Origin of the sequence: Bacillus sp. 275, from assembly GCF_001999205.1 — a bacterium.
GTDB lineage: Bacteria > Bacillota > Bacilli > Bacillales > Bacillaceae > Bacillus > Bacillus velezensis.
Genome location: NZ_CP019626.1, coordinates 3,878,801 through 3,893,899, shown reverse-complemented (window position 1 = coordinate 3,893,899; position 15,099 = coordinate 3,878,801). Strand labels below are relative to the sequence as shown.

Here is a 15,099-nt window from a genome sequence, read left to right as displayed (position 1 = left end):
AAACCGAAGCTTTTTCACTTCGGTTCCGCAGTTTCAGTCTTCATCAAGCTCTTCGTCTATCATACATTTTTCTAATAAATAATCAAAGGTGATGTCGGCTATTTCGAAGATTTCCTCTTCACTCGGTATGTACCCGCGCATAGCAAGCTGACTGTAAAAATAATCAGCTATTTCTTCTGTGTCAATCACAAGATCTATTTCTTTCATGCAAACACCGCCTCCTTTTTTATGTTTTATGAAAAAACCGTTCAAATTATACCCGAAAGTTCTAAACGTTTTGTCCGCTCATATACTTTTAAAAAACAAGCCCCGGAGGGAGAAAAGATGATGACGAAAATGATGGCTTTATTGGACGGAGATGGATTTGATATCGTATTGGAAAAAGTGCTGAAAGGAATGTCGTTTGTCATCTTTGCCGGCTGTCTGCCCTGGTTTTTATATGTCACCGTCCGTTTTTTTGCCGGCTAGCTGAAATGCTCCCCCAGGCTTTCCAGCACAAAATTCATCATATCTTTATATTCTTCGTCACCGAACAAATGATAAAGAATCTTATAATCGTTATAAATATCAAGCAGCTCATCTACAATCGATACCGCCAGCACATGCAGGGCATCGGGATCATCAGCATCGCCTTCAAACTGAAGAAGAGCAGACGCGACGGTATCCTCGCCGATCTCATGAGATGCTTCCCCAACATAGTGGACAAACAGCAGCTGATGCACAAACTGATCCATTTCATATTTTCTCAGAACCAGCGTGAGATCCTCTTCCTCCGTTTCAAGCCACTCTCCGTCTTTCAGCCGAGTCAGCTCATAAATAATATCCTCCCAGCCATCCTCTAAATATCTCCATATTTCAGTTCTGTGGCCGATGACACGGAATAATTCCTTTCCGTAGTCCTTTACATATACGACGTCGCCGATCAGAAATTCATATTCAATATCCAATTTCTCCATATCGACGATCACGCCCTCATAATCCTTATAAAGCTGGATGGACGATTCAAAATAAAGCACTTCATTATGATTGACTTCGTAAAGATAATGTTTATCAATTTGATGAACCTTCGTAATGGTGCCGACGGTTCCGTACATCACGACGACCACGATGTCTCCCACTTGAAATTTCGGTTTATCTGGCTTCATGCTGTCTCCCCCTTGCCGCGGACTGTCATACGCTATCGTATGCCGGCCGCCATCATTTCGCATGGGCATGAAAACCACAGGAAATATCTATTTCTGCACCTGTTCAAAATGGCAAAAATCGCAACATGCTTGTGCGTTTTTTCACTTACCGTAACAGAAGCGTCCGATGACATTCCGCTCTCGATCGACTGAGCAGTAACAATGCTGAGACAAAAAGCGCCTATTTTGAATGAGTTTTTGTTTTTTCTCTATGACGCAAAGGTAAATACCCGGCCCGAAGGCATGTTGACAATATCACCGCCGTGATGTTCAAGATTTGCCGTGAAACACATCATCGAAGATGTAGGGAGATCCAATTCCGGCTGCATATTTGCAATGGCTTGTTTATCATGAAGAACCAAACTCGTTTCGGCTTTCAATGAAGGCACAACTTCAATCCGCTTCAACCTTGTCACATAAAATCCCCTATTCCGTCCAAACGTCAGTGCCTCATCAGTCTTACCTAATGGATCATTTGATTCCTCTCACTTCATTTAAATGTTTGATTATTTCTCCGTGAAAAGAGGCTCCTTACACGGGATCCCGCCGGCAGCAGGCCTGATCCGGTGAACTCTGCAGCTATACATTCTCCTGCCTTATGATCCGTGCCGTCAGGAAGATTTGTTTACGTGCTGATCAAAACGGACGGCGTTACGGGATTTGATCATACGGCAGCTCATAAGCGAGTCATTTCAACAGAAAAAAACCGCACAATGTGCGGTTTTTCGTCAGGCGTGATGCACCTCGGTCTCATATTTTTCCCAAGCTTCATCAAATGTCGCCATCGTTTCTAAATAGTCGGCGCTCAGTTCTAAATAAGAACTGAGCTCGTGATAATCGCTTGACGTTTTCGGAAAGCCGTGATCTTCGTACGCCTGATTCGCAAACTGGCTGATTGCGTCCTGCGGCTTGGGATGCCTGTATTTCATCAAATAGTGATAAAAGGATTTCATGGGTTTCCCCTCCTGATGACTGTCTTTTGTTGTACTATTATACAATTCAAGTGTGAAATTACAACAAAAGAAGACTAGGAGAAGTCAAAATAATTCCGTTTCAAGATCCGTTCTGTCTCCATCAGCTCTTGATATGTGAGTGTTTCCGGTAATTTTTTTGCATTGACTAAAAAAAGCTGATTTTCGATTTCCGCTATGACCGCTTCCTCCTGAGAAGTCATGCCGCAGGAGGAACAGGCGAATGCGGGTGTTTCTGTAATTTCTATGGCCCTCGTACCGTCAGGAAGCTCCCAGTACACAGCCGCCTGACAAGCTGACGCCTTCTGATTGCCGCACCACTCGCATGGCTTCACGGCGACTCACCTCCGACTTCCGATCCTGCTTTTTGCTCTTTCTTTTGCTGTGCAATAAATTTCTTTTCTTTCAATTCATCTCTTTTTTCCCTGCGGTCTTTCAGCGTTTCATGATCAGGGTTGGATGTAAACGTTTTCCTTCTGTCGATCCTCGATACATTTTCCGGTGTGAATGAAACCTCTTTGTCCGCGAAAATGGCGCTCAGTCCGACCGGCTCGCGTTTGGCCATCGTTCCCGGAAAAACAGATTCAAAATAGTCGTCGGCTTGATTCGGGATATAGTTTTCCGGCTCCGGATAAGATGTAATCACCCCTTCGAAGTTTCTGATCACAACTTTCTCCGGACTTTGGGAGAGCAAGTAGTTCGGCTGCAGGGCGATTTTACCGCCTCCGCCCGGGGCGTCGACGACAAAGGTCGGCACGGCAAAGCCCGTTGTGTGGCCCCTCAGTCCTTCAATGATTTCCAGCCCTTTCGACACAGGCGCTCTGAAATGGCCGATCCCCTCTGACAAATCACATTGATAAATATAATACGGACGCACACGGATTTTCACTAAATCATGCATGAGTTTTTTCATAATCGGCACCGAATCGTTAATGCCTGCTAAAATAACGGCCTGGTTACCGACCGGAACACCTGCGTTAACGAGCTTTTCACACGCCGCAACCGATTCTTCCGTCAGTTCGATGCTCGTATTAAAATGAGTGTTCAGCCAGACCGGATGATACTTTTTCAAAATCTGACAAAGGTTATCCGTTATCCGCTGCGGAAATACGACGGGTGCTCTCGTTCCGATCCGGATAATTTCAAGGTGGGGAATGTCACGCAGGTTTTTTAAAATATATTCCAGAATCTGATCGTTGATTAAAAGCCCGTCTCCGCCGGAAATCAGGCAGTCACGGATTTCCGGCGTTTCCCGGATGTAAGCGATTGCCGCATCAAGCTGTTTTTTCGGCACCCCCATTCCGATCTGTCCGGAAAAACGCCTTCTTGTGCAATATCGGCAATACATCGAGCATTGATTTGTCACCAGAAAAAGAACGCGGTCGGGATAGCGGTGCGTAAGACCGGGAACCGGTGAATCTTCATCTTCAAACAGCGGATCTTCAAGGTCATATTTCGTTTTGTGCATTTCTTCTGACAGCGGCACGGACTGCATGCGGATCGGACATCTCGGGTTATCGGGATCCATTAAAGAAGCATAATAAGGCGTAATGTTCAGGGGAATGGTTTTTACAGACATCCTGACGCCTTCTTCTTCCTCTTCGGTCAAATGAATGACTTTTTTCAGGTCATCGACGGTTCTTACAGTATGGGTGAGCTGCCACAGCCAATCATTCCACTTGTCTTCCGGCACATCTTTCCACAATTCAATCTCCTTCCAATTACGCTTCGGCTGAAACCATTTGTTTGTCAAACGAATTCCTCCTTATGAATGGCCAAACGTAAAGTCTTGCACCATATATTCATATTTTCGAGCCCTTCTGAAATGCGGCAGTTGTTCACAAGCCTGCCTCTGTAGCCGTATCCGGCATGATACAAAACGGCATTCATCCCGTAAGACGCTGCACGGGCCAAGGAAAAAAGATGGATGATTCCCCGGCCCGCGAGTTCCTGCTCCAACGCTTTAAACAAGTGTGCCGTTACGGAGTTCCCCCTGTAATCTGACAGAACCGCGCAATCGGTCATTTCAGCGTGCCCCAATACCGGATTGATATCTGCGCTTGCCGCCCCAATGAGACGATCCTGATCGAATGCGGCATAATAGATGGTGTTTTCTCTCATTGTTTTTTTAATATAAAGGGGATTAAAGACAGGAGTCGGATAGGTAAGAAAAACATGTTTATATAAGTGCGTTAAAAGGTCTGCATCATCTTCCTCCGCTTTTCTGAACATCAGCGTGCTTTCTGTCTGAGTCAGTCCCCGCCGCGGTGTCTCATATAAACGGTCAACAGTCGAATCTTCTGATACATATGAATCTGACCGTCTCCGCTCCTCTGCTAAATAGCGCACCATCACAACAGCCTCATGCCCGTTGTAATACCCGTCTATGACACCCTCAACAATAAAAAGATGCTTGACAAATTCCGGCTCATCGCCGCGCTTGGCAAAGAAAATTACCTTTTGGGCTCCTTCTTGCTTTGCTTCTGCCAAAACGGCCGGAATAAGCGCCGTGATCTGTCCGTCATAACGAATGACTCTGAGCCGCTCATTGAAACGGTCTGCATCAATCTCGGCCGCTCCCTTTTCAGCCCTCAGTTCCTTTATCAGCTCCGTCACCCCCATCTGCCACCCCGCACCATTCCATGATAAAAAGAGAAATGATTTTGACGGCATCGATTAACGCCCGGATTTCAATGTATTCATTCGCCTGATGCGCCGCTTTGACTTCTCCCGGCCCGAAGACGATGACCGGCGTCTGTCCCGCGTGCTGCAAAAGCCCTCCGTCCGTTCCCCACGGGGACGCTTCACGAACCGGTTTTGCCCCTTTCATTTTCTCAAAAGAAGATTCCAGAGCGGAAATCAGCGGATGCTCATCCGGGAGATCATTCGGAAGCCACTGAGCCCCAAACCATTCTATTTCCGCGGGGTGGTGTTTAAACCATTCATCCCGGTACTCCAAATCTTTCAGCCAGCTTGCCAGCTCTTCTTTTACTGCTTCGGGCGTTTCATCCGGCGCTATTCCGCACCTGCCTTCTATCACCACACGGTCAGCTACCGATGATGGCCACGTTCCCCCTTGGACGGTGCCGATATTAATGGGAACCGGAATCGGAACGTCCCGATAAAGCGGGTCTGTGATACGGGCATTGCGGACGTGTTCAAGCTCTTTTAGGGCTGTGATGACATGCAGGCTTTTTTCAATGGCGCTCACCCCTTCATAGCGGGTGCCGCCGTGTGCGGACAATCCCCTTACCGTAATGCGGAACCACATAGACCCTTGCTGCTTAACAAACAGCTTTAAATTAGTCGGTTCGGGAATAAGCGCCCCGTCAGCCTTGTAGCCCCTCATAACAGCCGCCAGTGTTCCCGCGCCGCCGCACTCTTCATCTACGACACTTTGAAACAGAACATCTCCTTTTAATGTAATCCCGCAGGCTTCAAGCGCTTCTAACGCAAACAAGAGGGCTGTATTGCCGCCTTTCATATCCGTTGACCCGCGGCCGTAAACTTTGCCGGCCTTTTCAACAGCGGTAAACGGTTCATACGTCCATGCGGCGGGATTTCCTTCCGGGACAACATCAATATGTCCGTTCAGTATCAGTGATCTTCCGCCCCCGGCCCCTTTCTTTACAGCTGTGATATTCGGGCTTTCATGGAAGTCTTCGCGTTCCGATACGAAATAAGGATGCTCTTTCAATTGTTTGACACTCGGCTCCCATACATCAATATCCATGTCAAACTGTCTCAGTTTTTCCAAAACGACTGCCTGTGCGTTAAATTCATGGCCGAACGTGCTTTTTTCCCCGATCAGCCGTTTCAGCAGGCTTACCGCTTTTTCTGTGTTTTCTTCCGCCCACTCAGTGACTTTCTTTTCTAATTGATCCATGGACAGGCCCCCTTTTAAGAAAACATTCTCCCAATCTGATTTCGGCATCCGTTGTTTGAATGACATCGTCTATGGTCGTGCCATTCAGCAGTTCCTCAAGAACAAAAGCCCCCTCATCTATGCTGATGACGGCTTTCTCTGTAATGATGAGATCTGCACAGCCCGCTGCTGTAAGCGGCAATGAACAGCTTTCGACCAGCTTCGGCCGGCCTTTCTGATCGGTGTGGCTCATGACGACAACCACTTTTTTCGCGCCTTGGGCAAGCTCCATCGCCCCGCCCATTCCGGGCACTTTTTTCCCCGGCACGAGCCAATTGGCGAGATCACCTGTCCTGCTGACTTGGAGCGCGCCTAAAATGGTAATATCTATCAGCCCTTTTCTGATCATGGCAAAAGACAGAGCTGAATCAAAATAGGAAGCTCCCTTAACTGTACTGACAGGAAATCCGGCCGCATTGCATAAAAGCTCATCCTCCTCTCCGCGCTCCGGACTGCCGCCGATCCCGAGGACGCCGTTTTCCGCCTGCAGCATGACCTCCATGCCGGCCGGCAGAAAGTTCGGCACTAAAGAAGGAATGCCGATCCCCAGGTTGACAATCATACCTGAGGTAACTTCACTGGCGGCCCGCCTCGCGATACTCTCTCTTTCCGCTATTCCCAAGCCCATTTCCACTTCACTCCTTCACTTTGCACGACACCCTCCACGAAAACGCCCGGCGTTACAATATGCTCGCTGTCAAGTTCGCCGGCAGGCACAATCTCTGCCGCCTCAGCAAATGTTCTTTCGGCCGCCGCAGCCATCAGAGGGTTCATGTTGCGCGCCGTTTTGTCAAACGTCAGATTCCCGAATTCATCAGCAGTATGTGCGGACACAAAAGCGAAATCAGCCGTCAGCGCTTTTTCAACTAAATAGGACTTTCCGTCAATCGTTACGGTTTCTTTGTTTTCACAAACGGTTGCGTTATCAATGCCGATATCAGTTAAAATACCGCCTAGCCCCGCTCCGCCTGCGCGAATCCGTTCAGCAAGCGTCCCTTGCGGCGAAAATTCCACCTCAAGCGCTCCGTCAGTCATTTGTCTACCCGCGACAGGATTTGAGCCGATATGGGAAGCGATCAGCCTTTTTACCCGCTTATGAACGATAAGCGGGCCGATGCCGATTTCCGGAAATCCGGCATCATTGCAGATGACGGTCAGCTCTTTAACGCCGCTTTCCAAAATCGCTTCGATTAATGACGGAGGTGAACCCACTCCCCCAAAACCGCCGAACATAATGACAGATTCGTCCTTGACATCGGCAATTGCTTCATGAATATCGATTTTTTTATGAAAAATAGACATATCAGCTCAATCCTTCTTCATCATTTTTTCAACTTCTTCTGCGGCCTGTGAAAATAGATCTGACAGCTCATCCAGCTCGGCATATGAAATCGTGAACGGCGGGGCGATGATGACGGCGTCTCCTTCTCCGCTGTCAATACCGGGCTTTGCAGGGTAAATAAGCAGGCCCCGTTTTTTTGCCGCTTTAATGATTTTTTCGGTGAAGGCCTGTTTTTTCGAAAAAACGTCCTTCGTCGTTTTATCCTTAACGAATTCAACCCCGATCAGGAGGCCTTTACCGCGGACATCCCCAATCACCCCGCTGCGCTCTTTGATTTCTTCTAATTTCCGCTTCAGCATTACGCCTTTCTCCTCTGACTGCCGAAGCAGATCGTGTTTCTTAACATAGCGAAGCACTTCAAGCGCCGCTCTAGCACAGTATGGGTTGGCACTGTACGTATGTCCGCTCATAATGACCCCGGAGCCCCGCTTGATCGTTTCAATGATGTCATCAGAAGCAACGGCTGCCGCAATCGGAGCGTAACCGGCGCCTAACCCTTTTCCGAGCACCGCGATATCAGGTGCGATCCCCCAATGCTCAGAAGCAAGCATCCGCCCTGTTCTCCCGAGCCCCGTCATGACTTCATCCGCGATAAACAAAATACCGTGCCGGCGGCAGACCTCCTCAAGCGCTTCATAATAACCTGCCGGCGGAGTGATGGCCGCCCCGGCTGCTCCGACAATCGGTTCTGCGACAAATCCCGCGATAAATGAGGAACCGATCCGTTGAACAGCCGTTTCCAGTTCAGCCGCCGCAGCTTTCACAAATTCCTCTCCCTGCAGCTCTGAACGATACATATTAGGCGCTGAAACGGCAGGAAACCGTTCGATCAACTGGGTGAAGCGGTATCTCCGTTCGTAGAACCCCGATAATGAAAGCGCTCCCAAAGTAATGCCGTGGTAACTGCCCCATCTTGATAGGAAGACGGATTTTTGGTATTGCCCTTTTTCCTGCCAATATTGCACGGCTATTTTCATCGCTGTTTCGACTGCCTCTGATCCGCTGTTTACAAAAAATGACCAATTCAGCCCGCCCGGCAGATGATCCGCCAGAAATAAAGCCAGTTCTTCTGCCGGAGTACTGGTGAATTGCGAGCGATACACAAACGAAACAGAGTCAAGCTGCTCTTTTAAAGCTTGTATAATATCCTCCGTGCCGTGGCCGATATTGCAAGTGACCGCCCCCGATGCTCCGTCAAGATACTTGTTCCCCTCCTGATCATACACATATGATCCCTTTCCATGACTGACTGACGGATAATTCCCGTCAAGCTCCGGTTTGATTAAATAGCTCCCCATATATTTCCACCTCGAAAACCCATTTGCTTCATTGTATGAACAGATGAATAACCGCATTCTTATCCTTCAGAAAGTTTTTTGCAGAAAATACCTTTCTGTAAAACAGGCTGCCGGAGATGTCCCGACAGCCTGAAGAGCGTTCTGGAAATTCTATTCCTATTGTTGATTTTATTCTTTGCTCAGCTCATCATCACATCATTTTTGATCTGAATCAGTATAAGCAGAAGGCGGAAAATTCCCGTCTTCTTTACCGTATGGGAATTAATATTTCACACAAATGATGATTCACCTTTTGTAAAGTATACCTTTCGATAATGGGCTGTTCTCTGATTGATAAATTATTTTTTTCGATCTCAGAAAAAACAGTGTTCCAAAATCCACTGACTGCCTCTTTTGTATGATCAAGCAAGAAAACAGCGTACTTCCCTCCGGAAAATGTACCGATCCGGGCTGGTTCAGGCACATGGTCTTGATTGATAACAAGACAAACATCATAGCGGCATTTCTCTTTAGGAGTACGATTCGGATGATCTTGCGGAATTCCTAAAATGACAGAATGATCAAGCAGACCATTCAATTGCGCCCAGTTTTTAAATGACTCCATCAGTTCTTTGTTTTGCTTTCCGCCATACTCTCCGACGTTTCGGAAATAAGCAATTCTGGATTCAGGTAATTCTTCAATCGTTATGTTCACATTTTCGCCCCCTTCTCCAGAAAGGTAATATGTATTAAAATGTTTTTCAAGCTGATTTTTCAGCATGGATATAACAAAAAGCCTGCAGAAAGTGATGTTCTCTGCAGGCTGATTTTCATTATAGGATTTTTTTCAGTCTAACAAATAAAAGCCGCACCGACGATGATTAATAAAATAAACAATACCACGATCAGCACAAAAGTGCTGGTTCCGCCTCCGCAGCCGCCGTGCCCGTAACCATAGCCAAAACTGCCGCAACCGTAGCCATATCCGTACATACGCAAATCATCCTTTCTTCTTACGATATACGGCATTGTATGCGGGCCAACTCCCAATTGGTTTATGCGAATGCCCAACTATGTAAGAAAATAATGAAAAATTGTATGCACGCGCCGAAATCTTTTGAAGCCGAGTTTTTCATAAAAGCGGTTTACACCGTCCATCCCGGACGTCACAAGGTATACGGTTTCCATGCCGTTCAGCTTTGCCGCCGCCATCAGCTCATTCATCAATATCGATCCGTAGCCTTTTCGTTGGAATTGATCCAGAATTGCGACTTCTTCTATTTTTGCGGTTTTATCTGCTTTGTTGATGAAAAGCTCTCCGCAGCCGATCGGAATCGTTTGCGAGGCGTCGCTGTAGCACACAACAAGCATGACCGTTCCGTCCTTATACAAAGGATATTTCCGCTCAAGCTTTTGTTCGGCCGCCGCCTCGCCAATGTAAAGGGCGTCATAGATGTTCATAATAGACGACCCGTCGGCGAGGCTTTTTTCCGTCCCCCAAGCAGTGAGCGGGTGTCCCGCCTGCAGGTCCCCATTTTCCAGTTTCCTTGCAAAAAACAGCTCATCTTCCACTACGCAGCCCTGCTTTACGAGATTTTGTTTCAGAAGAAGCGGAAACGCGTGCTCCGGAGCCGCTTTCACATGAATATAATTGGCTTGAAGCAAGCCCGGAACGGACGAAAAAAACGGCAGCAGTTTGTCTAACGGAAATGTACGGTGCAGCTGAACAAAGTTATGCGAAAAAATCTGCGGCAAAAAAGGGTCCGTATATACACTGAAATGCTCGAACCTCTGAATGCCGGAAGTTAGCTCTATATACTGCTTCTCGGTTTTATCAAATTGATCGGTCATAAAAGCTCTCCTTTTCCTTACACATCCAACTGCATCTCTCAACCTTTTGTTATATTGAGATTTCTCATAATTTCATCGTACACCGGATAGAACGGCATTCCAATTGGTAATTGTTTAATTTGCTGAAAGGAAATGGGTATCGCCTTCTGATTCGCAAAAAAACGTTTCGCTACGTCATGACTGATCGGATGGAGAACCCCTCTCAAATAAACATAAAATTCCCGTTCAATGCGCAACAGCATTCTCCCGGGCAGATGTTGAATACAGCCCGATGTCCCCCGGGTGATCGGCGGACCGTCCGGAAGCGCTTGTATTTCGTCCCGTTCTAAAGCCGGGATGTCATGCCGTTTAAATCGGTAAAAGCGAAATGCGCTATGATCAACCAGTCTTTTCTCCCCGTCTTCTATAAAATAAACATGAAACTGATCCCTGACCAGCTGAAAATTCGGAATACTGACAGAGTTCTCTTCCTCATATTGAAATAAAAACGGATCCGGAATGACGACGGTTCGGCCTTCATATAACGTACGCCAGCGCTCGTTTACAGGCTTCCTTTTATTTCGGTCAAGCTGATATACTTTCTGATCCGTCCCCTTTACAAAGGATCCGTCGATCAGGACAGACGGAAGCGATTGATACGTGTTCTGAAATGAGTGGGGTGTTTTATAGGTCGTATCCAACACTTCTTTTATCGGCAGAAATGATGTAAATGTGTTGAGCCTGCTCCAAAAAACAGAGTCTCCGTGATTCCAATGCATAACATCTTCGTCCCAAAAGCTGCCGAACTTCTCTTTCACACGCTCAAGCAATGATCTCCGGTGCATCACTGAACAGTGATCAACGAGAAAAGCGGCCTGATCAAGCACCTCTTCAGCAAAACGATAGAAGTGGAATTGTTCTGTTCCGCGCCCGTTTACATGTATCACCTTCTGGCTGGAATAGACGGCATCAAACTCGCTGTATTGATTAAGCGCTTCCGCCATGCGGCTGAGCCTATCCGGATGAAATACGGTGTCGTCTGTCAAATAAGTGATGTATTCGCCTTTAGCCCGTGAAAGCGCATCATTAATCAAAACGGCATACCGGGTGGACTTCAGCCGTTCGGCAGGATTGATAAAACTGTTGTCATAATATATGCGAGGATCTTTTATATACGTACTGATGACAGCCGAGGTTTCTTCATTTGAATGATCATCCATTACAAACAGCTCCCAATTGCTGTAGGTCTGATGCAAAACACTTTCAATCGCCTGTTTCACAAGATCCGGTTTGTTGTAACTCGTTAAGATAATTGAGATCTTCTTTTCCATCCCATCACCCCTTCTGTAAAACATAAAAAACGGCTCCGAAAGAGACAGAGCCTGATATCCGTTATTAAAAAGCACCCCAGCTGACGATGCTTGAAATCGCGACGTTTGATCTCGTATGATTGAGCGGATTTTGAAAAACGGCCAAATCTGACAGCACTTCTTTGACTATTACGTTTTGCAGTGTGCTGCCGTTAATCAGATTGACGCGTGATACAGGAACCCCAAGCTCTTTTGCCATTACAAGCTGACGCCGCAAATCTGAATGATCTTCGGACGGCTGACGGGATAACAAAAGAAGAAGAAGCAGTACGAGCTGAAATTCCTCCTCAAAACCCCCGTGTTTTACAGTTTCTTCTGAATCCAAAGTATTCCTCTCCTTCATTTTTTAATCTATACAACGTATGTCATACTCTTACAAACCGCATAGGCAAACAAAGCCTGATTCGAAAATTCAGCTGTTTGATTAAATATTGAAAAAAACACAAGCAAAACGGCATTCGACTTATACCAATCTCTTCAATCAGGAATATGAATAAACGTGAGGTTGAAATTGTTAAAGGAGGTGTATGTCCGCATGAGCGAAGATCGTTTGGAGCTTAAAAAGAACTTATTGAAAACTCTTTTAGCCCCTGTATTTGACAACAGCGCTTTATCTAGCGGTACAGATGGAGGAGATAACGTGAAAAACAGCGTAAAAGAATTATTGGAAGCGGCAATTGATGCAAAAGTAGATGAAGCAGCGGTGAAAGACAGTCTCAGCGCACAATCTGTATTGGGAAGCGGTATTTCATTAGCGGCGAGATGGATTTTTGCAAGAATTCAGCCCGGCACTGTCATCAGCATTGTGATGGATTCAGGAGACATGATCGGCCCGGTTCAATTTGTTGCCTTTGACGAAATTCACGGAATCGTTTTTGTTACGCAGGAAAATTCCGTTACACCGGCAGGCTCTGCTACAACATTGCTTGACGTCGACAAAGTTGAAAGTGTCACGTTCACTTCGTAACAGCATATGAACGTTTTATATATCCGTTCAGGATATAAAGGCATATACACGTATTTTGACCGCTGGATCGAGGAAGGCTTTTTACAGTCTTCCGTCCGCTTTTTTTCTGTTTCTGAGTTTGAGGAAGATACCATCCGCAGTATACGGGCATTCAAACCAGACATCAGCCTGATGATGACGGGAGACCGTATTCCGTCTGAATGGCTTCAATGGCTGAAGACAGAACAGATTCCCGTTTATCTATGGATGACGGAGGATCCTTTTTATTTCGATGTGAGCATGACAATCGCCCCTTTCGCCGATGCCGTTTTAACGATAGAACAAAACGCACTTGATGCTTACCGGCAAATGGGCTTACAGCACGTATATTATGTCCCGATCCCCGTTAATCAGCGGCTTTTTAAGAAACAACCTGCTGAATCTTCTCTTCACACAAATCTGCTTCTGATCGGATACCCGTACCCGAACCGCGTTGAACTGGTGAAAGCAGCGGCGAAGCTTCCGTATACGCTTCGTATTATCGGGAAGGGATGGCGCAGACATCTGCCTAAAAAAATCGCCAGGCAGCAAAATGTGCTCGTAATGGATGAATGGATTGCACCCGAACGTGCCGCATTATATTACAACAGCGCAGACGTGGTCTTAAACCCTCACCGTTCTTATCGGTTTGCGCTCAATCAGAACGGACGCGGCATCGAAAATATCAGTTTAAATACGAGAAGCTTAGACATTGCGGCTTGTCAGGCCTTTCAGCTGACAGACCTTTCTCCAGCGCCCCCGTTTTCATCCTTTGTTTCTTACAGCGGGCTTGCGGATTTTGCGGATAAAATCCATTTTTATATGACAAACCCGGGTGAACGTGAACAAATCGCGGCGCTTAATTATCAAGAGACAGTACCGGCGTACACGTATGACCAGCTTCCGGCTGTGCTTGCGGCTATCCGTTCCAAGACTTTCTCATGAAACGCTCTTCACATCAAAAAGCAGCTTGGATAAGCTGCTTTTTTCATGTTTATTTTCCGCTTCTGTCAGTCAGTTTTCTCGGGTCAACCTGTTTAGTGACCTGCGGGTGAAAGCCGATTTTATCAGCGATTCTTTCCCAAGGCACCATTTTAAAATTTTGATTGGCCTTTTGGCCGTGATCTATATTTTCTCCGTCTTGTGCGACAAAAAGGCCGAACGGATATTCAGGTCCCAGCCCGAAACCCAGAACGTCAATTCCGTCTGTATCGCTTGTGCCGTCTGTCTCAGGCCCGTCTGTTATCTGAAAGTCCGCAACATATTTGTTCTGTCCCTGTCTTTCATAAATCGCGTAGCTGCTGTTACCCTGGCTTGATGCAAGCAAATAACCTTTCCCGTCAGCAGCGTAGTAAATCGTCAGTCCTTCAATATCAGGGGTTAAATGCCTGCCGTCGGCACGATCGATAACCGTTCCGTTACTGCCGCCGTCCGGCTCAGCGCTGAACTTCCAGATGGCCTCATCTTCTTCTGCGATATAAAGACTGCCGTATTCATCGTCTGCTGCCATCCCTTCTGTCTGAGAATTCATTTTAAACGCCCTTACCTTTTTGCCGGATATGTATCCATTTTTATCAGCATTTAATTCGTATTGTTCAAATTCGCCTTCTTTCCCTGTCACCATCGCGTAATATTTTCCTGTTTTTTGACTGTGGTACAAGCTGAAACCGTATACTTCATCAATTGCTGACGCAATCGGGCGGTCTGGGTTCGTAATGCTTTGTAATGTGCCGTTTTTTCCGTCGATGGCGTAAATCTCAATGGTATTCTTTCCTTCAGACCGATTGGATGCCGCCGCAATATCAACTTTTTTTCCGTTCAACGAAAAATCATAGCGGATATCAACATTGTTCAGCTTCCCGGTAGGATAGGAATGAAGCATCTTTCCCTCTAGGCTGTACACGACTAAGCCTGATTTTTTATTGGTTGTGATCAATTTGCTGTTCTGAGGATTCTTGGGGTCCAGCCAAATCGCAGGATCATCAGCTGCATCACCGGCTGTATCAACCGGCTCCGTTTCCGCCGCCGCATTCACGGTAAAATGATAAGGATCAGACAGCTTATGCTTGGCCTGGGAAGAAACCGCACCGCATGTGAGCATCAATCCGGCTGCCGCGGTTAACAAAAGTGTTTTTGAATGATTCATTTTCCTTCCTCCTTTTATGAAAGTGTACTTTAATTGTAAAATACATACAGGAATGTCAGTGTTAAGTTT

Annotated in this window: 20 protein-coding genes; 3 read left to right on the top strand and 17 right to left on the bottom strand. The window is 46.6% G+C overall.

The window, feature by feature from the left end:
* Positions 1-33: 33 nt before the first annotated feature.
* On the bottom strand, positions 34-207 hold the full coding sequence (locus BZ167_RS19215) for a YozD family protein (protein ID WP_003153696.1): 174 nt from the start codon (positions 205-207) through the stop codon (positions 34-36).
* Between the two features lie 117 nt (positions 208-324).
* Here BZ167_RS19215 and BZ167_RS20380 point away from each other — a divergent pair, with 117 nt between their 5' ends.
* Positions 325-468 (top strand): hypothetical protein, encoded by a 144-nt coding sequence (locus tag BZ167_RS20380; RefSeq protein WP_012117771.1) that lies wholly within the window; start codon positions 325-327, stop codon positions 466-468.
* Here the strand turns inward: BZ167_RS20380 and BZ167_RS19210 are convergent.
* From BZ167_RS19210 to cgeC, 15 genes are all read right to left on the bottom strand, one after another.
* The gene (locus BZ167_RS19210; protein WP_061860637.1) at positions 465-1,145 is read right to left on the bottom strand and encodes a hypothetical protein; all 681 of its coding nucleotides are present in this window, start codon (positions 1,143-1,145) and stop codon (positions 465-467) included. The genes BZ167_RS20380 and BZ167_RS19210 overlap by 4 nt on opposite strands.
* 248 nt (positions 1,146-1,393) lie before the next feature.
* Positions 1,394-1,600 (bottom strand): VOC family protein, encoded by a 207-nt coding sequence (locus tag BZ167_RS19205; protein WP_077392184.1) that lies wholly within the window; start codon positions 1,598-1,600, stop codon positions 1,394-1,396.
* A 312-nt stretch (positions 1,601-1,912) separates the two neighbouring features.
* A complete protein-coding gene (locus BZ167_RS19200) occupies positions 1,913-2,137 on the bottom strand; it encodes a YozE family protein (RefSeq protein ID WP_007407941.1) in 225 nt (74 codons plus the stop codon).
* 74 nt (positions 2,138-2,211) lie between these two features.
* Positions 2,212-2,490, bottom strand: coding sequence for a YokU family protein (locus tag BZ167_RS19195; protein ID WP_061860639.1), 279 nt, complete (start codon positions 2,488-2,490; stop codon positions 2,212-2,214).
* Complete coding sequence (gene ablA, locus BZ167_RS19190; protein ID WP_061860640.1) at positions 2,487-3,908, bottom strand: lysine 2,3-aminomutase; 1,422 nt, start codon at positions 3,906-3,908, stop codon at positions 2,487-2,489. The genes BZ167_RS19195 and ablA overlap by 4 nt, the downstream gene beginning before the upstream one ends.
* Positions 3,905-4,771 (bottom strand): putative beta-lysine N-acetyltransferase, encoded by an 867-nt coding sequence (gene ablB, locus BZ167_RS19185; protein WP_187954847.1) that lies wholly within the window; start codon positions 4,769-4,771, stop codon positions 3,905-3,907. The genes ablA and ablB overlap by 4 nt, the downstream gene beginning before the upstream one ends.
* Positions 4,740-6,041 (bottom strand): peptidase, encoded by a 1,302-nt coding sequence (locus BZ167_RS19180; RefSeq protein WP_060675225.1) that lies wholly within the window; start codon positions 6,039-6,041, stop codon positions 4,740-4,742. Before BZ167_RS19180 ends, ablB begins: the two co-directional genes overlap by 32 nt.
* Entirely contained in the window at positions 6,013-6,708 is a 696-nt protein-coding gene (locus BZ167_RS19175) for a 3-oxoacid CoA-transferase subunit B (RefSeq protein ID WP_033574679.1), read from the bottom strand. Before BZ167_RS19175 ends, BZ167_RS19180 begins: the two co-directional genes overlap by 29 nt.
* Positions 6,693-7,382, bottom strand: coding sequence for a CoA transferase subunit A (locus BZ167_RS19170; RefSeq protein WP_015240035.1), 690 nt, complete (start codon positions 7,380-7,382; stop codon positions 6,693-6,695). Before BZ167_RS19170 ends, BZ167_RS19175 begins: the two co-directional genes overlap by 16 nt.
* Before the next feature lie 6 nt (positions 7,383-7,388).
* The gene (locus BZ167_RS19165; RefSeq protein ID WP_061860641.1) at positions 7,389-8,720 is read right to left on the bottom strand and encodes an aspartate aminotransferase family protein; all 1,332 of its coding nucleotides are present in this window, start codon (positions 8,718-8,720) and stop codon (positions 7,389-7,391) included.
* A 247-nt stretch (positions 8,721-8,967) separates the two neighbouring features.
* The gene (locus BZ167_RS19160) at positions 8,968-9,414 is read right to left on the bottom strand and encodes an AraC family transcriptional regulator (RefSeq protein WP_061861484.1); all 447 of its coding nucleotides are present in this window, start codon (positions 9,412-9,414) and stop codon (positions 8,968-8,970) included.
* Positions 9,415-9,551: 137 nt separating this feature from the next.
* Complete coding sequence (locus BZ167_RS19155; RefSeq protein ID WP_007612029.1) at positions 9,552-9,692, bottom strand: YjcZ family sporulation protein; 141 nt, start codon at positions 9,690-9,692, stop codon at positions 9,552-9,554.
* A gap of 78 nt (positions 9,693-9,770) precedes the next feature.
* The gene (locus BZ167_RS19150) at positions 9,771-10,550 is read right to left on the bottom strand and encodes a GNAT family N-acetyltransferase (protein WP_015240038.1); all 780 of its coding nucleotides are present in this window, start codon (positions 10,548-10,550) and stop codon (positions 9,771-9,773) included.
* A gap of 38 nt (positions 10,551-10,588) precedes the next feature.
* A complete protein-coding gene (locus BZ167_RS19145; protein WP_061860642.1) occupies positions 10,589-11,860 on the bottom strand; it encodes a glycosyltransferase family 2 protein in 1,272 nt (423 codons plus the stop codon).
* 64 nt (positions 11,861-11,924) lie between these two features.
* Complete coding sequence (gene cgeC / locus BZ167_RS19140; RefSeq protein WP_033574681.1) at positions 11,925-12,224, bottom strand: spore maturation protein CgeC; 300 nt, start codon at positions 12,222-12,224, stop codon at positions 11,925-11,927.
* 210 nt (positions 12,225-12,434) lie between these two features.
* Here cgeC and BZ167_RS19135 point away from each other — a divergent pair, with 210 nt between their 5' ends.
* Positions 12,435-12,866, top strand: coding sequence for a hypothetical protein (locus BZ167_RS19135; protein ID WP_033574682.1), 432 nt, complete (start codon positions 12,435-12,437; stop codon positions 12,864-12,866).
* A gap of 6 nt (positions 12,867-12,872) precedes the next feature.
* Positions 12,873-13,829 (top strand): CgeB family protein, encoded by a 957-nt coding sequence (locus tag BZ167_RS19130; RefSeq protein ID WP_077392182.1) that lies wholly within the window; start codon positions 12,873-12,875, stop codon positions 13,827-13,829.
* Positions 13,830-13,878: 49 nt separating this feature from the next.
* Here BZ167_RS19130 and phyC read toward each other — a convergent pair whose 3' ends face one another.
* Positions 13,879-15,030, bottom strand: coding sequence for a 3-phytase (gene phyC / locus BZ167_RS19125; RefSeq protein WP_077392181.1), 1,152 nt, complete (start codon positions 15,028-15,030; stop codon positions 13,879-13,881).
* Between the last annotated feature and the right edge of the window lie 69 nt (positions 15,031-15,099).